Below are 23,028 nucleotides of genomic sequence, written 5' to 3' on the forward strand. Positions count from 1 at the left end.
CCACAAGGTAAACTTTTCCTCTACTAATATATCAATGGCTTGATATGAGCAGACGTCCATCTCTAACTCCCTGTCCCGGAGAACTGAAAAAACCACCGGGGCCATTAACCCGGTGGCTTATCTTATATTCATCCTTTGATGTTCAAATTTTCTCTTGCGATTTTTCTCTTGCGATATAAGGAACCCGAAATATACGAGGCTCACACTTTCTTATATCTCTTAACATAAGCTTTGGGCGGCCTTCCCCCGGCTTGCGACCGGGAACGGAACACGAATTTGCGCTGGCACCAGTAGCTGAACACGAACAAGGAGCCCTCGGTGAGCAGCTTGGCGATAAAAAGCGGAATCCCCACCATTTCGTGGAACAATACCAACAACCCGTAATTTAATCCCATGACCAGCGCGACCAGCGCAAAATATTTCGGAGCCGATTCGATCAGCCGGGGGGCGTCCTTTTTCACAAATACATAGCGCCGGTTCATGGCGTAATTGAATATGGCGCTGCACAACCGCGAACCGACTACGGCGGCCAGCAGGCTGCCGGTAACGAACTGAAGCACGAAGAGCAGCAGGAAGTCCAGTCCCGCCGAGAGTACGGACGAAGAGCAGAACTTTAGGATAGGGGCATAGATCCGGATGGAGTCCGCCACCGGGCGGAAATGGGACGATTTGTTTTTTTCCAAATAGACGGTATCAATGGGCACCTCATGGATCGGATAGCCGTCTCCGCGTGCCTGCAGCAGCATGTTCATTTCATACTCAAAACGGTTGCCCGGAATGCTGTACAGCCAGTCCAGCATCGCCGGCGAGAAGCCGCGCAGGCCCGTCTGCGTATCCGTGACAGAGCGGCCGGTCGTCAGGGCATATACCAAGCGTGTCGCTTGGTTGCCGAACCGGCTTCGCAGCGGTACCCTGCCGGTAAAATGCCGGCAACCGAGCACGATATGGTCGGGGTGCTCATCGACCGCCGCGGCAATCCGGACGATATCGGCCGGAAGGTGCTGTCCGTCGCTGTCCGCGCAGACGATCCCTCCCGTCTCACCCGCCTTCTTCAGGAAGGCGAAGCCGGTCTTCAAGGCCCGCCCTTTGCCAAGGTTGTGGTCGTGGGTCAGCACGATGCAGCCGGCCTCGCGAGCCGAATGAAACAGCTCCCCATAAGCTTCTCCGCTGCCGTCATCGACCACGACGATCCTGCAGCGGCAAGCCGCTTTCAGGTCAGCAATCAGCTGCAGCAGTCTCTCGTCAGGCTCATAGGCCGGAATCAATACGGTTGTCATGTCGGTAGCCTCCTTCAGCTTCGTCGGTCCGTTATTCGCCAACATAAATAATGTCGCTGACGCCGCGCTCCTGGCCTTTGCCCCCAGGGCTGTTGACAATCCGGCCCATAAAGTACATGGTCGATGAACCGCCGCCGTCGAGATTGTAGGCCTCGGTCGCTCCCAGGTCCTCAAACAGATTCGCAAACTCGTTCAGCGTCATGCCCCGGCTGTAATTCTGCTGCCGCCCGTCCACCACGACAAACACGTAGTGATTCGGCGAAATGATGCCGATCCCCGTCCGCGGATTGGCCTCGTCGATCGTGCGGTTGCCGAAGTTGGTATCGATTTTGACGTTATCGAAGTCCTGCACCGCGTTGCCGTCTTTCACCAGAACCGGACCAAACGAAAAGGTATTCGTTACCCCTTGGGCAAGCAAATCCTCGGCGGAAACCTCCTCCTCGTTATACGATTTCATGGTGCCGTCACCGAACAGCGCCAATCCGTCACGCGCAGGCTCATCACGGTATAAGGTGCCGTTACGGATGACGACGCCGTCATTCCGGAACCCGTAGTAGTCCCCGTTGATGGCAAGAATGGCATTGTTGGCGGATGCGATCTCCGAGGTATGCTCGGTAATGTTGCGGCCAAAGGAATTGTCCGCGAAGGCTGTCCGAAGGTTGGACGCGCTCTTCAGCTGAACATCGGCGACGTAATACGTCATTTTATCTGCACCTGTACCGGTCTCCACTTGCTTGATCGAAATATCGACGTTATCGCTCTTGTAGTTCCAATCGTCAGAGGTTGCGTTTACCGCCGGGGCCGTGGATGCCGCAGATTCTGTATTCGTCGATGTATTCGCAGCAGCCGTTTTCGTTGTACTCGCCGACTGCCTACCGGAAGCGGACGACGATATGGCTTCTGCCGTGCTGGGCTGGGCAACAACCTCCTCCACATGCGGGATCAAATACCGGTCGGCCAGCCCGTACAGGATACCGCCGACTGTGGCAACGGACAGCGTGAGACTGATGAGCAGAATGCGCTTGGACTTCTTTTTCTTATTGTTCATGGATGATTTACTCCTTGTGGCTGTAATGGGATAGCCCTAGAGTAAACCCGAATATTTAAATGGAACTTAAATGGGATATGAAGCTGATGGAATGGTGCAAAAAGCGGGGATCTGAAGAAGGTGGCCATAGAGCGGCATGGCCTCATCTTGGTTCGAAGCGTATATGTAGGGAAATATTTTTAAAAAAAGAGAGGAGAAATCTATTGCAGCTGTAAAGCTCGAGAGGATGAACTGAGGTTCAAAAAGATTGAAAGGCAGGAGGATACAACCAATGATGCAAATCATCACTTATGTGGCTAAGGCTTCTTTCGTAATTTTCTCGATATCGATCGGGGATCTGGACCCTTCGCTGACTAAATCGGGGAGAATATGCTGCAAAAAGTAGTCGACGCAATGAAGCTTGATTCCTTTAATTTTGATGAGAGCATCTCTGTACATGACGACGAACTCTTTTTCCGTGTTTCCGCGCTGCAGTTCTGTAAAGGCCTCGTAGATTTGATCCAGTTTATCGGCCACTTCCAGGATTCTGCCTTCGACGGAATCGTCCTTGCCTTCGCGCAGTTGTCTGCGAAAAATCGGCTGAAACTCAGACGGAATATGCTCATCAATGAAATGAGCGACCATGCCTTCCTCCACTTGCTGAAGCATTGCACGCAGTTCGAGGGAGTGGTGCTTCACGGGCGTTTTGATATCCCCGATAAAAATCTCGCCGTAATCATGACTGCTGGTAATTTCGTACAGCTTCTTCCAGTCCACCGTGACTCCGTTGGTTTCCTCAATGTCAGCCAGCGTTTTGGCGTACTGGACAACCTTCCAGGAATGGGCGGAAACGCTGTGCTCCTCAAATTTGAACTTGCCGGGACAACGAATGATCCGTTCGAGGTCGTTCAGCGATTGAAAGTACGTATGAATTCCCATAGCTGCACCCTTTCTTTGTGTAAAATGGTTGATATACTGCTGTACTTCTAGTATACATTCGGTTTGTAAAAGGACCGTAAAGTGACGCAAGAAGTTATTGGGAACCAGGCGGATGGTTATGCGCGGGATACTCCGGCGGTCCCATTTCACATGGCAAAACATTGACACGACACCAAATGGTGTCATACAATTAAATTGTCACCAAAAGGTGTCATACAATTAAATTGTCACCAAAAGGTGTCACATCATGAGACGACAATAAGGCTTAGGAGAGAGTGCTGTGAGCGAGAACAATGAGCACCGGGATGTATTTGACGCCGTTGCAGATCCAACCAGACGCCAACTGATTCGTCTGTTATCCGAGGCGGAGGAGCTCCCGCTTCATGAACTGACGCCACATTTCCAGATGGGCCGGACAGCGGTATCCAAGCATTTGACCATCCTGAAAGAGGCCGGACTGGTCGTTGACCGGAAAGTCGGCAGAGAAACGCGATTCAGGCTGAACGCTTCCCCGCTCCAAGAAATTCAAGATTGGGTGGCTTATTATACCCAGTTCTGGAGTACAAATATGCTGCGCTTGAAGCAACTTCTAGAGGAGGAAGAAGATGAGTTTTAAAAAGACCACCCGTAGAGGTGGTCTTTCTCATGGATCTACTTGAGGGAGAATCGAACGCCTACAGCCGTGGATCGATCTCTTGCTCCTGGGCCACCTCAAACAGCAGATTGGCCGCCGCTTCCTGGTACGCCGCATGCATCGGTTCGATCTCGTCGTATTTCACGTCGAGCATCCGGAGGCCAAGCCGGTATTCGTTCTGCGAGGTCCGCAGCTTGCGGGTGATGCTTTTCTGCTTCAGCAGCTTCCGGTACTTATGCGGGAACCGGTAGTCATAGCCGTAAATGATGGACAGGTAGTCCGGGTTGCGCACCTTCATGTACGGCACCGTCCGGCCGTCCCAAGCCTCAGGCTTGATAACGACGCCTTCCATGTGCTTCTCCGTCGTCAGTTTGGCAAAGAACCGCTCCGCCTCTGCATAACTCTCCGGTTCGGACAAATCAAGCGAAACCGATTCATCGTCCGATAAGAAGCCGTACATCTCCGTTGTCGTCCACTGCGGCAATTCCTCCCCGCCGTTTTCAATGACGATTTTCAAGATGGCGAACGGTTTATACTCCATCTCCCCAGCTTCCGCATACAGCTCCAGCTGTCTTTTGTACGTTTCGTAAGCTTCGATATGCTGTGCCAACGATACGGACGTCTCCACAATTTCGTGCATATGCTTGTAGTTCTGGTACACGTTGGCGCCGTATTTGTCGCTTAGGTCTTTTTTAGGCATGCGGTATTGATCCTGCTCAAAGCCGCTGGCCTGATACTGCTCGGTCAATGACTGCAGAGCGGTTTCGAAACCATGGTCCTGCAAAAAGGAAAGCTCGCCCTCCAGCGCCTTCTCGATCGGCTTGAACTGCCGCTGGATCAGCCCTTCACCGAGGGCGTTCCACGGCATCAGCTCGCCGTCCAGGATGAGCATGCGGACTCCCCGCTCCTGCATATAAGGGCCGAACTTGGCCAGCAGCCGATGATAGACTTCCGTCAGATCCACCTGCTTCACCTTGTAACCGTTGCGGCTTACCGCGAAGCACTGCTCTATGTCGAGATGCAAATAAATATTGCAGCGCGATCCCATATATTTGGGCTGCAGCGCCACCTTCAGGACACCGTTCTCCTTGAAATAGTCCAAGCCCCGCTTCAGCGACTCCAGCTCACTTCTCTCCATATCTTTATCCGCCGGGGACATCGTGCCGGAAATGAAGTTGATTTTATGCCGGGAACAGTAGTGCAGCCTGCGGATATCGTCCTCCCCCAAATCCTGCACGGACACCTTCTGCTTTTCCTGGAACAGCACCGGAAGTTCCTCGGTCAGCACGGACGTACGCGACTTATGCGACTTCATGAACGGTTTGAACGAAACCGTCACGGACGTCAGTCCGTTTCCATGCACGGCGCCGGTGTCGAGATGGATTTTGTTGCGGATCCGGAAAGCCTGCTTGGCGGCCACATGACCGAAGATATGATACGGGTGGTTTCCGACCGCCTCATCCTTCAGGAAGGACAGCTGCTCTTCCAGCGGCGCCTCCCGGTCGATGCGGAAATTGCGCTGATGGCGGGCCGATTGGGCGTCCAGCTTGCCGATATACTTTTTCATGCAGGGTGCATGCGTTACATAGTAGGAAGGGCCATCCGTTCCTACATAGCGGTAAAAGGGTTTTGCCTTTTCCACCAGTTCATTAAATTTCCGGAGCAGCTCAGCATCGTTTGCCAGTGTCTCGGTGGAATCAAAATACGTCTGCAGCAGCTCCTGATCCACGCCCTGGATCTCGCCCTGCAGGTATTTGTAGACGAAATTTTCGTGATTCCCCAGCACGAACAAGAAATGTTCCTGATTCTCATACAGAAATTCGATGATTTCACGCGTCTGCTTGCCTTTGTCGATCCAGTCGCCAGCCAGGATGACCTTCGTAGATCTTAGCTTATCCCCTGCGAGCAGCTTACCTGCCTCCATCCGGAAGCCGTAGCTCAGCAGCAGACCCTTCAGCTCTTCCACGCACTCATGGACATCCCCCACGATGATGTACTGCGGGCCATGCGGGAGAACCGTCTCCCGATAAGCCTCCAAATCCTCGATCATCACGCGGTAGTCGAGACTGGACTTGCTTTCTTCAGGCCGGTAAAAATCCTTGGCCCGCACCTTATGGATCTTGGCATAGCCTTCGCGCGGCAGCGCGCCGAGCACGTCTTTTTTCAGGCGGTTGATATGATTCGTGATGAGCCGTTTGGAGCGCTCCGATGCGTAGTAGTCCTCCCTTTTCCGGTAATCGAAGACGATGACCTCAAGGTTGTAATGATTGCTGCGGGCGATCTCCCGCACCTTTTCGCGAAAATCCTCCGCCAGCCCCGTCGTATCCACCACCACGAAATCGGCATTGACCGGAAACGACGTAACCATCTTCAGCCGCTCGAACAGCAGGTGAAAAGCCTGCTCGCTCGCCTCCAGCATCACCTGATCGTATTTATCGTAATCATATCCGAGCACCTCCTGGCGGATCCGGTCGGAGGACAGATATTGAATGTTTGCTTTTAACTTCGATGTCACATCCTCAAACCGCAGTCCTGGAATCAGCACATTTTGGGCAAACGTCGTTTTGCCGCATTCCGTGGAACCGACGAGCATGAAGATGGTATGCATTTTTGTGCGGATTTCCATGAGCTTTAAGCCCCCTCTTTCTTCAAAATAACGCCCTGCGTCGTCCGGATCTGGTCGACCTCATCCCCGATCGCCGCGAATTCATGCGACAGTCCGAGCCCCTGAATCACATCCAGCATCCACGTCTGGAACTCCTCCTGTCCCATCTCCCACTTATGGTCGTCATGGCGGAAGCCAGACAGCTCGTAGTAACGGTTAAAGTCCGCGTTCGGCGTCGTGATCACCAAATGCTCAAAATCGACACCGGCCACGATCTGCCGAATCAGCTGCGCCGCCTCCTCCCTGCTCATATGCTCGATCACTTCCGTCAGGATCACGTCGACCCGTTCACCGTTGTAGTCCTCGAGAAAATGCTCCACCGAGTGGAAGGGCGCAATGTTATCGATTTGCCGGGACTCCGCTTTGCGGGTCAGGGCCGCCAGGCTCTCTTCGTCGATATCGACCGCGTAATAGCTCCCTTCGATTTTGCCGGCAAACGGCAGCGCATAAAAGCCTTCACCGCATCCGACATCGAGAATGGACTTATCGAAAGGCAGCACGCTGCCGATGTAATTTCGGCGCTGCAGCGCCGTACCTCCGTACGCAAATTGGATGCGGTATCGGGCCGACGCTTCAAGCTCCGCCTTGTACTTGTTATACCGCTCCCGGGAAGCCAGGAAATTTCGGACGAACAGGCTGCGGATGTAAAACGGCGCGTCGATCACGTTGATGCTGCGGATGTATTTGTCCAGCACATGCTCGGAAATGTCGATGTATTCGTTGCCGAACATGGACAGGAACAGGCACAGCACGCTCACGGCGTGAAGGAGTTCATAAAGGCTGCGCTGCGTCGTCACCGTGAGCGAGTAGCTCTTATGCGCCTGATGCGTAATCTGAAACGTGAAGTCCTTGAGATGCTTTTCGAAAAAATCGATGTAGCGCGTGAGCTCGATATGAATCATGCCGATCATCAACGTATGCTCATACCCCTCCGTATCACGTTCGTCATGGTGCTTGAGCGGATGAGCGAAAAACTCGCCGATCGCGTTGAGCGGAAATAACGGCGTGTTGTAACGCGACACGTTCAAATATTCAAACTGCTCGTCGGCATGCTGCTTATAGGAAATTTCATTATCGGCGTCTTTGAAATAGACGTTGAACGTCTGCTCATCCGAATACCAGCCGTAGGCCATCCCTTTGCGGATGCTGCGGAGAATCATGCCGGAATGCGGGTTCTTTTTGATCAAAAATGAAAACTGCGGGTTCGTGGACTTGATTTGCACGATCGCCATACTGCACTCTCCTTGCTTGCGGGTTTCAATTCCTTGCTGTCATCATCGCTTATTTTCGTGCGCACGAACATGGCGCAAGTATTACGACCCGGCATAGAAATCTGCTGAAACAGGCGTCATTCGTGTTTCCGCTCACACGATCACGGCATGCTCATGGTAAGGTTCACGTGTTAACCACCCGGTTCGCCTGCTACAATGGAATGAGATCGATACGGAAAAGGAGAACCGCCAGATGGCCAAAGAGAGCTTTGATAAAGAAATCCAGTTTTTGCGCTTGCTGGTGCTGACGAGCGGGGCGTATAACCGGCAGCAGTTTGCCAAGCGGCTGGGCATTTCCGTGAACACGTTCGATAAGACGATCCGCCGCCTCAAGGAAATTGTCCAGGCCACGTACCAGCAGCTGCCGGAGGAACAGGGCAAGGAGTTCAGCGAAGGGCTGCGTTACAACTATTACGATTCGGCTGACCCCATGCTGCTGTTCCTGTTCCGCGCCAAGTCGCTGAAAGAATCGGAAAGCGAACGGCTGTCCCTGCTGCTTGGGGCGCTTGGTACGCAGTCCCTTACGGCGCTGGAGCTGCTGGACTGCTGCACGAACGCGATGGCCGCCCATCTCCCGCTCCCGGATGAGAAGACGATCCGCAAGGACCTGAAGTACCTGGAAGAGGTAGGAGTGATCCGCAAAATAGGCGGAGCGCGCCCTTACCGGTACGCCATTCGCGGAGAGCTCGTTCAGGAGCTGACCGAAGATGAGCTGCTGGATTTGTACGATTTTGTGGACGTCATGGCGGGCACCCAAATTCCTTCCGTTCAGGGCTACCTGTTGCGGGACGGACTGAAGAAGCAGCTGATGCGAAGCCATGCGGAGAAGCATGCGGTCGAGCCCTTTTTATATAAATATCACTACCACTCGCGGATTTTGGACGAAGCCCATTTGTTCTCCATTCTGGATGCGATCCGCAAGCACCGGAAGGTCCGGTTCCTGTACTTCTCGCCCAAAGCGGAAAAAAGCTACGCCTCCCAGAACACCAACCCGCTGTTTGAACGGAAAACGCAGGGCAAGCTGGAACAGACGCTGCCGTTAAAGGTCGTGTACGACCATCAGTACGGCCGCTGGTATCTGCTGTCCTATGGCCGGGAAGGCATCCGGAAATACCGGATGGAAGGCATCACGCAGTTTGAGGAGGCAGAAGAGGCGGATCCCGTCTGGTTTGCGGAGAGGCAGCAGGAACTGCTGGAGAAGCTGCGCTACAGTTGGCTGATCGACACCGGCGCACCGGTTACGGTCCGGGCTAAATTTTACAATCCCGGCGACGGACCGAATTTCATCAAAGAGCGGGTGCTGCTGCAGGGTCAGTGGGGGCAAATCGTCGATGAAGACGACGAAGCCTTCATCTACGAGATCACTGTAAACGGCACGACGGAAATCAAGCCGTGGCTGCGGAGCTTTGGTTCCAGCTGCGAGGTGCTTGAGCCGATCCGGCTGCGCCGCGAAATGATCGCGGAATGGAAGGAGATACGCGCCTATTATGAATCTGTTTGAAAAGATATTTAACTACCAGATCATCTCGCGCCTCGACGATTCCGGCACCTTCATGGTCACCGCCCACGAACGCGCTTGGCTGAAAACCGTGCTGGAGCACCCCGCCGCTTCCGAAGCATTTACGCCGGAAACGCTGGCGAAGCTGGCGGCTCTGCTGGCCGAAGATGAAGCGATGGACACCGGCGCTCACCTGATCGAGAAAGCGCGGAGCCGGGAAAAGCAGGTATACCACTCCCTCCTGCGCCCGCTGCGCCGCCTGATCATGAACCGGAGCGGGATCCGCGTCACCCACGCCCTGAAAAGCGGGCAAGTCTACTCCAACCAACTGGGCGTGCCGTACCGGCTGGAGTATTCCATGGTGAAGCGGGAATGGTACCTGCTGTGGCACCATATCCGCAACCGCGCCTTCATGAGCACGAAGCTGGATAACATCCTCTCTGTCACCGAGCAGGAGCTGCCGCTTGAGCGGGTGAGCGATATTTTGACGCGGATCAGCGAGACGCTGGAGAACCGCAAAGCCGAGGTGCTCGTCCAGATCATCCCGCAGTATAACCAGGAGTTGTCGCGCATTCTGTATGCGCTGTGCTGCTTTGACAAGGAAGTGCAGTATGACGCACAAACCGATACCTATACGGTCAAGGTATGCGTTATGGGCGATGAGAGGGAATTTCTGCTGTCCAAGCTGCGCTTCCTGGGCAAACGGGTGCGGGTGCTTGAAGGAGACTATGTGAAGAGACGCATGCTGGAGGCTTCGGTGAAGGCGCTGGAACGGTACGGCGTGGTGGAGGAAGTTACGGATAAGAATGAGGAAGCGTTAAACCCCGCTCAGTGAGCGGGGTTTAGCTATTTGGGGACTACTCTTCATACCATGGATTTAAATGAACCATAACCTCTCCGACATCGGAGCAATGCTTCATGATCGTTAGTTTAATATTTCGGGAAATATCATGCCCTTCCTGAACACTGAGCTCAGCCGCCACCCCGACTCGAATATCAACAATAATATAATGGCCGTGGTCCCTCGCACGCAGGCGATCCAGACGCTTTACTTCCGGAACCGTTTTGACTAACTCCGTAAGCTCGTTCATTTTCTCCAAGTCCACGTTTTTTTCCATCAAAACATCGACCGAGGATTTTCCCATATGAATCGCCAGCTTTAACACCAAATAAGCGACGACGATTCCGGCAATAGGATCGCCATAGGAGAGAATCGCGATATCGTAATGATCGCCGAGCATGCCCAATGCGATGCCGATGACCGCGGCAATGGAAGCATAGACATCTGCAAGATGATCATAAGCTGTGGCAATGAGCCCGCTGCTGCGATGACGTTTTCCGATAGCCATGGTATAAACATAGAGAACTTGCTTCAAAATCAAAGAAAAAGCCGCTGCTGCCAGCGCGACGACGGTCGTTTTGTGCGGGGGTTCGAACAGCACCATGACGGAGTGATAGGCCATATATAGAGCGGCCAGCGCTAAAATGATGGCCACGACCCCTGCCCCCAGCACCTCTGCTTTCCCGTGACCATAGGGATGGTCCTCGTCCGGAGGCTGCTTAGAAATCCGCATGGAGCTGAGGGCTGCGCCTGTGGCGACGACGTCTCCTGCATTGTGGACGCCATCTGCAATGAGTACCGGACTATTGGATAAGAATCCAACACCGAGTTTAATAGCGGTTAACACGATATTACTTATGAAGCTGAGCCAAATGGCAAATGTCGATTGTCTGTCTTCATGGTTCACGTTTTTAACTCCTTACACATTCAGTAGCATCAGTGGTGAAACGATAGGTTTTAATAGTAGCGTACAAATACCGTGTGGGTCCAGAGAAACAGTTTTTGTGTGTCCCTAAAAAGTATGACTTGGCATAAAGAGTTGTACGGGTGAAAAATATTTTTACAGAACAAAAAAAGCCTCCTATCAAGGAGACTTATCTGAAATTGGGTTGACGACCTCGGGCATCGGTAAGCTCGCCTCTTCCCTGTTGGCTATTAGCTGGCAGGGTCGTTTTTTTGATTCATTCTAAATTTATAGTCCGAAACTTAAAAATGAGTGTTTGCCCTTGAGAGGTTTGCCCTTCCCCAAATGTTCATTATCCATAAGATATGATTATCTATTTACCGCTTTGCCCATACCCAATCCTAATTAAATCATAAGATACATTGTACTTTAAACTCAAGGAGGTAGTAAGGGATGAGTGGAGTTGTAGGAGGAGTTGGCGCAGGGTACGGTTACGGCTTGCACAACAATGTTGGTGCTATCCTTGTGTTGTTCATTCTGTTGGTAATTATTTTGGCAGCATTTTGTTGGTAAACCAAATATCAGGATTGACGAAAACCCTGCTGGCTACCTGCTGGCAGGTTTTTTTTGTTTTTTTGTATTACAGGTGCAAATTAATTTTTGTAATATAATTACAACATAGATGGACGCGCCGTTGTGATCTGAAAGCATTAGATCTTTCTTTTTCTGAACAAATAACATTTTTAAACCCTGACAGCTTTGTGCTGCAGGGTTTCATTTATTTCTGAATCTTTTTTAAAGGTTTAAAGGTGCACTTTAACGTTCGTTTCTCAAAATATCGTAAACTAGCGGAATCGGCCTCATTCATTGGTATAACTGCCGTGACCCCTTGTCCAACGCGTTCATATGATGCTTTGTCAAAGAAAGGAATGATGAGATGGATGCCTATTATAGCTGCACGCGATTCATGTGCCAGAGAGTCCGCATTATAACAAGAGACGGTTATGTGCACGAAGGAAGAATCGTAAAAGTGGATCGTGATCATGTGTACTTGGAGACAGACCGAAGAGATGGACCTGTAAACACCTCCGCTTTCCAACCCTTCGGATTCAGGGCTCGTAACTCCATTTTGACGTTAAGCCTGTTCACGCTGCTCGCGATTGCTTTAATCTAAATCCCTAAGCGATAAAAAATCTCTCACCATATTCACAAGGCGACTAACATACTGGCTACTTTTACGTACACTTAGAATCACCCCGATTTTCGGGGTGATTCTTTGCCTTACTCTACTCAGTTAGTTGACCAGAGCTCGATCCGGTCCTTGATATGCTTGGTATAAGCCTCTTCCATTTCTTTAACTCCGGCCTTCTCCAGCTCCGCCATATAGGCGTCCCAAATGTTGTCGAAGTCTTCCGGCTTGGACATGACCGCTTCCGGGATACGTTTCCACGTAATGTCCTTCATCTTGGCTCCCAGAATCACGGCAGGATCGTCGTTAGGCAAGGACATCGTGTATGCCGCTCCGTAGGCTCTCGGCTTAAAGTCTTCTTCCTTAGGGAAGAGATCCTTCCAATGCTCCGCTTTATAAGCCTTCAGTGTCTCCTTCTCGGCCTCGCTGTAGTTCGCAGTCAGCAGTTCCGGGTAATTGCGGGTGAAGTAGTTACCGGTGGAATCCTTGATGCCGTCACCATAATGGACCATCAAGTTCCAGTATAGTCCGAGGCCCGCTTCTTTCTGGAACGCTGCGCCGTCATTGTTCGCCCGCTCCTGCACCTCCGGGATCAGCGTGCGTTTGCCGTTTTCCATCGTGTAATGCTTGCCCTCAATGCCCCAGTTATTCAGGATCTGTCCTTCTTCCGATGCTAAAAAGTCGAGGAACTTGATCGCACGTACCGGATCCTTGCATTTGCTGGAGATCGAGATGCCGTATCCTCCGTCAAAGCCGGCGGGCCAGAAGCTCGTATCCTTGTATTCCGTGCTCATCGTGACCGGATAGTGGCCATAAGTCTGGTCGAATTTGCCGGCCGCCTTCAGCGCATTTTGTCCGTCGCCATAATCCCATTCCGGATCGGCAAGGCCAAGTACCCGCCCCGAAGCTACTTTCGCCTTAAATTGGTCGGTTTTCTGCACGAAGCTTTCCGGATCAAGCAGTCCGATGGAATTCATGTGGTTCAACCAGCGGAAGAACTCCTTTTCTTCCGGACGGCGGAAATGGTATGTGGCCTGGTGTGTTTCCTGATCGATGTAATACTCGCCGTCATCCGGCCCTCCTGTCGTCTGGAATCCCAAGTTGGTCACCTGGTACATATGCCAATCGTCCGCATTCAGGGACAAGCCGATATTTTTATTGCCGTTTTCGTCCGTCGGATGCTTAGTGATGTAGTCCTGAATGACTTTTTCAAAATCCTTCACTGTGCGAATTTCCGGATATCCCGCTTCTTTGACGACGCGATGCTGTAGCTCAAAGCCTCCGTCGGCTTTAAACTTCTTCTCCTCGACAGCCGACCAGGTCGGGATCGCGTAGATCGCCTGGTCATCCAAGCTGTACTTCGTCCGAACAAGCTTGTCTCCGAGCATTTTCTTGATGTTCGGCGCGTACTTGTCGATCAAATCGGTGAGGTCGATGACGGCGCCGGCGTCGACAAGTTTGCCGACATCCGCTTTGGCTGCGATCAAATCCGGATAGTTGCCGGTGGCCGCAATCAATGAAATTTTCTGTACCGGGTCGCCAACAGCGAACTCCGCATCCAGGGTGACCCCGGTTTTCTCCGTGATCACCTTACCGACCTCGTCTTTCATGTTGTTCCAGTTCGTGCTGGAATCTTCCGAAAAATAAGTGAATGTGATGGGCTTCAGGTCATCACTTTTCGTTCCGGATGCAGCACTTCCCTCTGTCTCGGCTGCAGACGAGCCGCCGTTTCCACCGCACGCTGCGAGCGTTGCCGTCAAAGTCAGCGCCAGTACAGACGCCGCCCATCTCTTTTTACCTGACTTCATGAAGCTTAACCCCCCAAGTCATAATGAATAATGATGAATTTGTATGGAACAGGCGGTGAGGCCTGGACACACCAGCATCTGTCTTTAACTTTTGACCGCTCCAAGCGTCATACCCTTCACAAAATATTTCTGCAAGAAAGGATAGACGACCAGAATCGGTACCGTCACGATAATGGTAATCGCCATTTTGACGGATTCCGGCGATACCTGTGCCATGCGCTGAGCCATATTGGCAGCGTCCTGGGAATTGGTAGTACCCGTTGTCGTGCTCTGCAAAATTTTCATCAGCTCATACTGCAAGGTCGTCAACGATTCGTTGGACCCATTGAACAAATAGGTGTCAAACCATGAATTCCACTGCCCTACCGCCAGAAAGAGCGCCACGGTCGCAAGCGCCGGCTTGCAAAGGGGAAGAATCACTCGCCAGTAAATCGTAAAATCGTTGGCGCCGTCCAGTTTCGCCGATTCCTGCAGCGCATAGGGCAGGCCGTCAATGAAGGAACGAATGACGAAGACGTTAAAGGCGCTCACGAGCCCCGGCAAAATGTAAACGGCAAACGTATTAATTAAATGCAGTTCCTTCAACAGGATAAAGCCCGGAATCATCCCGCCTGAGACATACATGGTGATGGCCAGAAACATGGAGATCCATCGTCTTGCTTGGAAATCGCTGCGGGCCAGCGCGTAAGCCAGCATTGAACCGCTGAGCAGACCCGCTATGGTTCCAATGACCGTCCTCAGGACGGAAATTTTGAATCCGGTGATGAGGCCGCTGTAAGTAAAGATCAAATCGTAATTTTTCAGCGTAAATTGCCTTGGCCAAATCGTAATCCCTCCTCTGACGGTATCCACCGAATCGTTGAAGGAGATCGCAAGCACGTTTAAGAACGGGTAAATCGTCAGGACGGTCACCACGATCATGGACAGATACACGATCGCTTCCAAAATCCGGTCCTGCGGTGATTTTGACTTCAGTTTGCTCTTCATGCGGCCGGCCGGCGCAGTACTATTGGCAGTTCCCATGTCTTCCTCCTTACATAATGCTTTCGTTGGTGAAGCGCTTAAAAATACCGTTAGCCGCAAACAACAGGATCAGGCTGATCACCGAGTTGAAAATGTTGATCGCCGTCCCGAAGGAGTAGCGTCCCATGGCCAAACCATAGTTAAGCGCATACAAGTCAAGCACTTCCGAGTAATCGATGACCAGGTGATTGCCTAACAGAAACTGTTTCTCGAAGCCTGTGCCGAGCAGGTGGCCGATGGACATAATCAGAAGCACGATGATTGTCGGCCGGATCCCGGGCAGCGTGATATGCCACATTTGCCTTAGCCGGCTCGCACCGTCAACACGGGCAGCTTCATAGAGCTCAGGGCCAATGCCGGAAATGGCCGCCAGATAAATAATGGCGTTCCACCCGGTTTCCTTCCAAATGTCCGCGCTGGTGACGATCCACCAAAACCAATGACCCTGGGCCATGAACTGAATCGGCTGATCGATGATGTTCAGGCTGAGGAGTATACTGTTTACAACGCCCCCATCCGTTGACAGCATTTTGGTAACGATGCCTGCAGCAACGACCCACGAAACAAAGTGCGGCAGATAAGACACCGTCTGCACGAACCGTTTCATCACCTGAAGCCGAACCTCGTTAAGCATTATGGCGAAGACGACCGGTACAATAAAGCCTGCAATCAGGCCCATAAAGCTCATGGCCAGCGTATTTCGAAGCACCTGGTAGAAATGGTCATCCTGGAACAAGGTACGGAAATGCTCCAAGCCTACCCACTTCTGTTCAAAAAAGCTTACGCCAGGTCTATATTTTTGGAAGGCCATTGTCCAGCCCCATAAAGGCAGGTACTGGAAAACAAAGACCCAAAGAACGAACGGAATGGACATGTAATACAGATATTTTTGGTTTTTCAATACCTTCCACGCACTTTTTCGGGTCCGCGTCGTCTGTTTGTATGCGTTTTCCGTCTTTAATGTTATCGTTTTCATGTTTCCTCCCCTCTCCTGGCTTCCATCATAAATCAGCGGGGAGAAACGGCAAATACAACGGATTTCGGTAAAAATCATCCACAAATTATGGATTTTTAAAGTCGGAAGGTGAACGGCCCTCGTATTTTTTAAATTTGCTGTGAAAATAGTTCACGCTCGTGTAGCCGACGCGTTCCGCCACTTCGTATACCTTCATGCCCTGCTCCAGCAGCTCCTTTGCTTTGCGGATCCGGACCTTGTCGAGGTATGTGTTGAAATACTCCCCTGTTTTGTTCTTAAAGAGCTGGCCTAAATAGGCCGTACTGTAGTTCAGCATCCCGGCCAGCGTGTCCAGTTTCAAGTTGTCGGCATAATGCCGGTGAATGATGTTGATCATGATCTTCAGCTCTCTTTCCTTTCCCTCTGGTTCCGCATCCTCTGCTAATGCTAGAAGAAAAGAGTCTGTTTCTTCCAAAAGATCCGCCAGCTGCTCATATTCGAAAATCCCCTTCAAAAAACGCGAAGCTTCCTCTGTCCCTTTCCATTCCTTGCGGGAACCCGCAGTCGCGGTCAGCTTATGAATGACGGCATTGGATAAATAGAAAAACGATTCTTTGACAAATCCTTCATTTGCCTCCTGCATGACAAAAAAGGCCGCCGCCTCGTCCAGCAATGGCCGGATCATCGTCTGATTTCCCGCATCCAGACTGTAATAGAGGCGGGAGATGAATTCCTCCATTATTTCTTCCGGACTGCCGCCGGGAAGACGCGGGAATTCCGGTAAAGGATAGCGCGAATGATGGGGACCCAGCAGCCGGCCCTTCTCGCTGAAGAAAGCCTGTTTTAACGCATCCTGGGCTTTTATAAAGGAAATGTTCAGCTCTTCCGGTACCGGCACCACTCCCCCGGTGGCTGCAACGAACCGGAAATTCCCCAAAGTGTTCCGCAGCAACCGGTACAACTGCTCTCTTCGCTGCCTGCCGCGCAGCGGCTCTTGGAGAAGCAGGATGACGTAAGGGGGTATAACCGTGACCGCTCCGGTACCCCTGCGCTCGATGTCAGGCTTCAGCGCATCCGCAAGCTGCTGCAGTGCATCGGGGCGGGTCGCTTCAGGTCCGCGCAAGAATACAGCCACGACTTCATAGCTGCTCCACAGCAGTCCGGCTGCTTGTGCCATGCTTCGCAGCTTGGCGGGATCTTCGGTAGTATCCTGCGGTACGAGAAGGCTCTGGAGCAGCCATTCCTGGTTTACACCCTCGATTTGGCGCGGCCCTTTCTTCAGGCGTTCCTCTTCGATCCGCTCTCGGACCCGCGTTAAGGTATGGATCATCTCTTTGATGTCCACCGGCTTGAGGAGATACCCAGCTACCCCGTATTTAATCGCTTGTTTGGCATACTCGAAGTCGGCATAACCGCTCAGTATGATCACTTGCAGCTCAAGTCCGCTGGATGATACGGATTGCATCAGCTGCAATCCATCCATAAGCGGCATGCGAATATCGACGATGGCGATATCCGGCCGTTCCTGATCAATCACGGCCAGTGCTTCTTGACCATTGGCCGCCGTGGCCGTCACGGTAAGACCCAGACTGTCCCACGGAATCAAGGTTTGCAGGCCTTGGCGCAGCTTCGGTTCATCATCCACAATGATGACCTTCATCATTGGGAATCACCTCCTGGAATGAAAAATGTGATCAAAGTTCCGGCTCCAGGCTCGCTGTCGATCCGTAAAGCACTGGATTCCCCGTACAGCAGGACCAGCCGTTCATTCACGTTGCGCAGGCCGATCCGCTGCTCCCCCTCGTCCTCAGCCGGTGATGCAAGCTCCTGCCGCACGAGATGAAGACGATCCGCCGAAAGGCCGGCACCGTTGTCGCTCACCTTGACTTGAACCCCCCTCTGGAATGCCTTCACTTCCACGCTAATAAACACTCCCTCCGCGCGGTGATCCAGGCCATGAACGACGGCATTCTCCACCAAAGGCTGGATAATCAATGGAGGTACCAGCATCCCTTCCCGGCCTGCATCAACCGTCAATCGATACTGCAAGCGTTCTTCATATCTGAACTTTTGAATATCAAGATAGCAGCGCACCCGCTCAAGCTCCTGGCCCAGCGGAATCTTGCCGCTGCCGGTTTCCAAACTGCTGCGCAGCAGCGTGCTGAGCAGCCACACCGCCTCCGCGATGCCGTCTTGTTTTCGAATATGGGCCTCCATCCGGATCGATTCGAGCGAGTTAAAGAGAAAATGGGGATTGATCTGGCTGGCCAGCATTTTAAATTTCATCTCGTTTTGCCTTTTCTCCACCAGGCTTTTCTGCCGGTTCGTTTCCTGGACTTCATTGAACAAGTGGTTCACCTCTCTGACCAGCGCATTAAATTGCTTGGACAGCAGGCCAATTTCATCTTTCCCGTCGATATGCAGAAAGGTTTCCCATGAACCCGACCGGACTTTGGACATATGCCTGCTTAACCGGAGGAGCCTTCTGGATAATAAGGATGCGGAGGCATAAATGAGCAGGGCGGCAGCAATCAGACTGGCTGCAATGACGACCACACCGAAACGGATGACTTGATTGGCATCACGGGTGATCTCGGCAACGGAAAAAATCGAAATCGTGCGAAGGCCATTCCAACTGTCCTGCGGTTGCAGACTGGCGATGACTACCTTGGACGCTTTCCCGTTGATGGACGCATTGTAGCTTCCCTCCTGAAGAGACAGTATATTGGGATCGGCATAAATATCCGACAGAGCCTTTCCTGACGCTCCCGCTTCATTGGACGCGACGATCCGGTTCCGGTTATCCACGATCAGGGTCGGGAACGACTCCTGCTCCAGAATGGAGCTTAACCGGCGCTTGTCCACATTGATGACCAATACCCCTTTTCGTCCGGAAGCATCCAAAGGAAACGAACGAATCAAACTTAGATCATCGGAGCCCTTTCGTTCATCTTGAATCAGATTCCAGCCGACCAGCCCCTTCTGCGCCAAGGCTTCTTGGTACCAATTCTGGGCCGTGACCGTTCGGTCCGGCTGGATAAACTCCCAGTTATCGAGTGCCCCCGGATTCTCGGCATACACACGGATCCCCGATATCTCCTTGTACAGCTGGAGGTAGTCGCGGATATCCGTATAGTCACGGTAAGCCTGAATGACCTCAACGTAGCTGTTGTATTTCTGGCCGGCTACCCTTTTCATTCGATTGTCATTCATCAGCCGGTTCGAAATGTCCAGCGGAACCTTGATCAGCTCTTCCGTACGTTTCCGAACACGCTCCACATTGGTAGAGACCTGCACAAAAGCGTTTTCAATAACGATTTCGCGCAGCTTTCCGGTCAAAAACAGGCCGCACAGCAGCAAGGGAAGAACGGCCACCGATATAAACGTAACGGCCAGCTTCTTCCTTATTTTCATATCATTCATCATCCGGATAAAAAACATGGCGCTACCTCCCGTGTTATCTGCTCTGCTGCGCGCAAAAAGCCCCTTTTTCGCTTAAAAAAGGGGCTTAAACTCCATCCATGGATGCTCTTTCGGGCTCAGATCAATGGTTACGCCTTGCCGGGCTTGAGGGCCCGCAGTCTAAACCATCGGCTTTGATAATCTTTATGCTCGTAGGCAAGGGGCAAACCGAGCTGCATCAGCCGGTCTCCCCCAAAGATCGAAATCTCCCCGCCGGTTCCGGGCTCCACTTCGTATTCCAGTTCTGGGTCAAGTCCGTCCAGGCGCAAGGTCCGCTGGGGTGCGTTCGGCACGGCCATCACTTGAAAAGCGTAGACCAAGGCAGCCCTTTGATCCTCCGAAACGAACATCCACGCCGACTCGTTCCCCTCGAACGGACTTTTCAGACGGTACAAGTCGCCTTGCTGCACCAAGCCGCGAATCTGCTTGTAGGTGGCGACTTGGCGTTTGACCGTCTCCTTTTCGTCATCGGTAAATTTGGTGAGATCCAGCTCATACCCGAAATTTCCCGACATGGCGACATTGCCGCGAAAATCAAGCGGTGTGATCCGTCCGACCTGATGGTTCGGAACCGCCGACACATGCGCTCCGATGGCGCTTACGGGGTAGACGAGGCTGGTCCCGTACTGAATCTTCAGCCGTTCCACCGCATCGGTATTATCGCTGGTCCAGGTTTGGGGCATGTAATATAGCATGCCGGGATCAAAGCGTCCACCGCCGCTGGAGCAGCTCTCGAACAAAATATGCGGAAAATCAGTGGTGATTCGCTCAAGCAGCTCGTACAGCCCAAGAACATAGCGGTGAGCAGTCTCAGCTTGGCGCTCCGCCGGCAGGGCGGCTGATCCGATTTCCGTCAAAGCGCGGTTCATGTCCCATTTCACGTAAGCAACCGGCACGGTGGAGAAAATCGCAGAGAGCGAGTCATAGATGTAATCCCTCACTTCCTGGCGCGTGTAGTCCAGCACCAGCTGCCACCTTGCTTCGCTGCGTCTCCGCCCCGGGACGTGAAGGCACCAGTCCGGATGCTTCCTGTACAGCTCGCTGTCCGGTGAAATCATCTCGGGTTCGAACCAAAGCCCGAATTTCAGGCCCAGCCGGTTGATGCGCTCCGCGACATCCGCCAGTCCGTCCGGCAGCTTCCGGCGGTCCTCGTACCAATCCCCCAGCGACGAATTGTCCGCATCTCGTTTGCCAAACCAGCCGTCATCCAAGACAAACAGCTCGATGCCCAGCTTGGCCCCCTCTTCCGCAATTGAAACCAGCTTGTCCGCATTGAAGTCGAAATAAGTGGCCTCCCAGTTATTGACCAGAATCGGCCGTTCTTCGTCCCGGTATTTCCCACGGCACAGCCGGGTCCGGTACAGGCGGTGATACGTCCGCGACATCTCTCCCAATCCTTGCGCGGAGTACACCATGACCGCTTCCGGAGTTTGAAAACTTTCCCCCGGATTCAGCTGCCACGCGAAATCAAAAGAGTTCACGCCAATGCTAAACCTTGTGGAGCCGAAGGAATCTACCTCCGCCCCTGCTTCAAAACCGCCGCTGTATACCAGACTAAAGCCAAATGCTTCCCCATGTCGTTCCGTCGTTTTCGGTGTGACCAGAGCGGCAAAAGGGTTAAACTGGTGGCTGCTCATGCCCCTTTTGCTGTCGATCCGGGTTTCGCCTTGTTCAAGCGGTCTTCGCTTCATATTTCCTTCCCGGGCCCACGCCCCGGAAAGGTGCACCATCTCCAAATTGCTATGACCGGAGAAATCGACGCTGGCACTAAGGGCACGGCGAAGCCGAAGCTTCTTGTCCCCTTCGTTGGTCAAACGAGCTGACCGAATGATCACATTGCGATCCGTGAAGATGGAATAAAGCAGGACAACCTTAAGTCCCGAGTAGGCATCTTTTAATACCAGCTCGAGCGTCTCTGCTTCGGACTCGTCCTCCGTATAAACGGCCGGGAGTCCGCTTAATGGCGGCTTTCCCTTTAGGATCCGGTAACCGTCGTACTTGAGCTCCGTAATCCTCGTCCCATCCTCCAGTTCGGCCTGGTACGCCGGATTCCGGAAGTCTCCGCTGCCGTACTGCGGGTATTCCTGCGGCAGCCGGTCAAGCCCGGCCCTCGCGGGAGTGTGTATCAGGAGATCGCCCATCGTTTCCCGATGCTTCAGTCTCCCTCCCCAATATCCATGTACAGGATAACCGTCCACGATCTGAATCAAATAGCTCATGCCGGACGACTGCAGATGAAACAACCCTGCTTGCTCTTGAACGATTACGCCCATTGGTAAACATCCCCTCATTCCTGCCCATCGGTACTTCATGCATCGTAACATGGTCTAGAAATCTGGCTTGTGCCACTTCCGTATCTATGAACCATTACATCTCCGCCATCCGGGGCAATGCTCCGGCATTTTTGTATTCAACCTATCTTTGAAACATGGCTTTAGGATTGATCTACGATTCCAGAAATACAGGCTTATATACAAAAATCATATATGATCATACGATAGGTCGTACATGGCATGGTGCTCACTAGTTATGTTATTATGCTAGGTATATTGAACAAGTTTAATAGAGGTTAATAACAATTATTTCTTTAGTTCATTCTATATAGCTATTCTATTTTTAAGGGGATGGGGTTTGCTTGTGTTAGAGTATCTGCCGCGAAGTAAACAGCATACCGAGCTGCATCTGACGCAGTTTGGCATGGAGGATTGTATATCCGGTCATTATTTTGGGCCCGCCGTAAGGACTCACTATTTGCTCCATTATATATTCAAAGGGGAGGGGATTTTTGAGGTAGGGGGAGTGAGGCACCACCTTCGCAAAGGACAGGGGTTTCTGATTTGTCCCCATATCGTTACCTATTATCAAGCCGACGAAGTTAACCCTTGGTCATACGGCTGGGTTGGTTTTAACGGCACGCTGGCTGAACCCCTCCTTATGCAAGCAGGGCTAACCCCTTCATCTCCAATTCTGCATTATGATCGGGATGATAGGATCCATCAGTATTTGCAGTTGATGGCCCAGTCGAGACAAAGCCATAAAGCCCGGGAAACCAGACTAACGGGGCTGCTGTATTTGATGTTATCTCTGCTAGTGGAAACCGGTCCGGAAACGCCCACCGTTCAAAGGGAAAGCCGGGCTGAGGTTTACGTGGAGCAAGTGATCGATTTTATCGAAATGAACTTTTCTCAAAAAATTACTATTGAGGACATCGCGCATCTGATTGGGCTTAATCGAAGCTATTTATGCTCGTTATTCAAACAGCAAATGAACATAAGCATTCAGGATTACCTGATTCGCTACAGAATGGATATGGCGGCTAAAATGCTGGGAAACACAGACCTTTCAATCGGCGATATCGCCCGCTCGGTCGGCTATACCGACCCGCTGCTCTTCTCCAAAATGTTTAAAAAGGTGAAGGGGGCCTCGCCGAAACATTATCGGTCTGCCACTGCATTAACATAAAGACAAAACCAGCCTTCCCTTCCAAGTGATAAGGAGGAGAGGCTGGTTTTTTTAAGCCTTTTCGCCAGCTTAA

Annotated in this window: 18 protein-coding genes; 6 read left to right on the plus strand and 12 right to left on the minus strand. The window is 52.1% G+C overall.

Features of this window, described 5'->3' with window-relative positions; genetic code table 11:
* Window positions 1–200: 200 nt before the first annotated feature.
* From BCV73_RS28155 to BCV73_RS28165, 3 genes are all read right to left on the minus strand, one after another.
* On the minus strand, window positions 201–1,277 hold the full coding sequence (locus BCV73_RS28155) for a bifunctional glycosyltransferase family 2/GtrA family protein (protein WP_089550446.1): 1,077 nt from the start codon (window positions 1,275–1,277) through the stop codon (window positions 201–203).
* Between the two features lie 31 nt (window positions 1,278–1,308).
* Complete coding sequence (locus tag BCV73_RS28160; protein ID WP_089549374.1) at window positions 1,309–2,325, minus strand: phosphodiester glycosidase family protein; 1,017 nt, start codon at window positions 2,323–2,325, stop codon at window positions 1,309–1,311.
* Between the two features lie 288 nt (window positions 2,326–2,613).
* A complete protein-coding gene (locus BCV73_RS28165) occupies window positions 2,614–3,243 on the minus strand; it encodes an HD domain-containing protein (RefSeq protein WP_089549375.1) in 630 nt (209 codons plus the stop codon).
* A gap of 280 nt (window positions 3,244–3,523) precedes the next feature.
* Here BCV73_RS28165 and BCV73_RS28170 point away from each other — a divergent pair, with 280 nt between their 5' ends.
* Window positions 3,524–3,859, plus strand: coding sequence for an ArsR/SmtB family transcription factor (locus tag BCV73_RS28170; protein WP_089549376.1), 336 nt, complete (start codon window positions 3,524–3,526; stop codon window positions 3,857–3,859).
* A 58-nt stretch (window positions 3,860–3,917) separates the two neighbouring features.
* Here BCV73_RS28170 and BCV73_RS28175 read toward each other — a convergent pair whose 3' ends face one another.
* Together BCV73_RS28175 and BCV73_RS28180 are read right to left on the minus strand one after the other, a co-directional pair.
* Entirely contained in the window at window positions 3,918–6,503 is a 2,586-nt protein-coding gene (locus tag BCV73_RS28175; RefSeq protein WP_089549377.1) for a metallophosphoesterase, read from the minus strand.
* Between the two features lie 5 nt (window positions 6,504–6,508).
* On the minus strand, window positions 6,509–7,774 hold the full coding sequence (locus BCV73_RS28180) for a class I SAM-dependent methyltransferase (RefSeq protein ID WP_089549378.1): 1,266 nt from the start codon (window positions 7,772–7,774) through the stop codon (window positions 6,509–6,511).
* Window positions 7,775–8,006: 232 nt separating this feature from the next.
* Between BCV73_RS28180 and BCV73_RS28185 the strand changes: the two genes are divergently transcribed.
* Window positions 8,007–9,314: a helix-turn-helix transcriptional regulator gene (locus BCV73_RS28185; RefSeq protein ID WP_089549379.1), complete on the plus strand. Its 1,308-nt coding sequence runs from the start codon at window positions 8,007–8,009 to the stop codon at window positions 9,312–9,314.
* Window positions 9,301–10,146 carry a WYL domain-containing protein gene (locus tag BCV73_RS28190; RefSeq protein ID WP_089549380.1) on the plus strand — a complete coding sequence of 282 codons (846 nt, stop codon included), beginning with the start codon at window positions 9,301–9,303 and terminating at the stop codon, window positions 10,144–10,146. The genes BCV73_RS28185 and BCV73_RS28190 overlap by 14 nt, the downstream gene beginning before the upstream one ends.
* Before the next feature lie 22 nt (window positions 10,147–10,168).
* Here the strand turns inward: BCV73_RS28190 and BCV73_RS28195 are convergent, their stop codons facing one another.
* The gene (locus BCV73_RS28195) at window positions 10,169–11,059 is read right to left on the minus strand and encodes a cation diffusion facilitator family transporter (RefSeq protein WP_089549381.1); all 891 of its coding nucleotides are present in this window, start codon (window positions 11,057–11,059) and stop codon (window positions 10,169–10,171) included.
* A 450-nt stretch (window positions 11,060–11,509) separates the two neighbouring features.
* Here BCV73_RS28195 and BCV73_RS35500 point away from each other — a divergent pair, with 450 nt between their 5' ends.
* Together BCV73_RS35500 and BCV73_RS35980 are read left to right on the plus strand one after the other, a co-directional pair.
* A complete protein-coding gene (locus tag BCV73_RS35500) occupies window positions 11,510–11,629 on the plus strand; it encodes a YjcZ family sporulation protein (RefSeq protein ID WP_208629353.1) in 120 nt (39 codons plus the stop codon).
* A 364-nt stretch (window positions 11,630–11,993) separates the two neighbouring features.
* Window positions 11,994–12,230 carry a hypothetical protein gene (locus BCV73_RS35980; protein WP_089549382.1) on the plus strand — a complete coding sequence of 79 codons (237 nt, stop codon included), beginning with the start codon at window positions 11,994–11,996 and terminating at the stop codon, window positions 12,228–12,230.
* A gap of 116 nt (window positions 12,231–12,346) precedes the next feature.
* On the opposite strand, the gene BCV73_RS28205 is transcribed toward BCV73_RS35980, so the two are convergent.
* From BCV73_RS28205 to BCV73_RS28230, 6 genes are all read right to left on the minus strand, one after another.
* Complete coding sequence (locus tag BCV73_RS28205) at window positions 12,347–14,053, minus strand: ABC transporter substrate-binding protein (protein ID WP_089549383.1); 1,707 nt, start codon at window positions 14,051–14,053, stop codon at window positions 12,347–12,349.
* Window positions 14,054–14,137: 84 nt separating this feature from the next.
* Window positions 14,138–15,076, minus strand: a complete 939-nt coding sequence (locus tag BCV73_RS28210; protein WP_089549384.1) for a carbohydrate ABC transporter permease — start codon at window positions 15,074–15,076, stop codon at window positions 14,138–14,140.
* 10 nt (window positions 15,077–15,086) lie between these two features.
* Window positions 15,087–16,052: an ABC transporter permease gene (locus BCV73_RS28215; protein ID WP_089549385.1), complete on the minus strand. Its 966-nt coding sequence runs from the start codon at window positions 16,050–16,052 to the stop codon at window positions 15,087–15,089.
* An 85-nt stretch (window positions 16,053–16,137) separates the two neighbouring features.
* Window positions 16,138–17,694: a response regulator transcription factor gene (locus BCV73_RS28220; protein WP_089549386.1), complete on the minus strand. Its 1,557-nt coding sequence runs from the start codon at window positions 17,692–17,694 to the stop codon at window positions 16,138–16,140.
* A complete protein-coding gene (locus BCV73_RS28225; RefSeq protein WP_089549387.1) occupies window positions 17,691–19,472 on the minus strand; it encodes a cache domain-containing sensor histidine kinase in 1,782 nt (593 codons plus the stop codon). The genes BCV73_RS28220 and BCV73_RS28225 overlap by 4 nt, the downstream gene beginning before the upstream one ends.
* A 110-nt stretch (window positions 19,473–19,582) precedes the next feature.
* Window positions 19,583–21,766, minus strand: coding sequence for an alpha-galactosidase (locus BCV73_RS28230; protein WP_089549388.1), 2,184 nt, complete (start codon window positions 21,764–21,766; stop codon window positions 19,583–19,585).
* A gap of 364 nt (window positions 21,767–22,130) precedes the next feature.
* Here BCV73_RS28230 and BCV73_RS28235 point away from each other — a divergent pair, with 364 nt between their 5' ends.
* Window positions 22,131–22,955: an AraC family transcriptional regulator gene (locus tag BCV73_RS28235; protein WP_089550447.1), complete on the plus strand. Its 825-nt coding sequence runs from the start codon at window positions 22,131–22,133 to the stop codon at window positions 22,953–22,955.
* Window positions 22,956–23,028: the final 73 nt, after the last annotated feature.

Origin of the sequence: Paenibacillus sp. SSG-1, assembly GCF_002224835.1 — a bacterium.
In the GTDB taxonomy this organism is placed as follows: Bacteria; Bacillota; Bacilli; order Paenibacillales; family Paenibacillaceae; genus Paenibacillus_AQ; species Paenibacillus_AQ favisporus.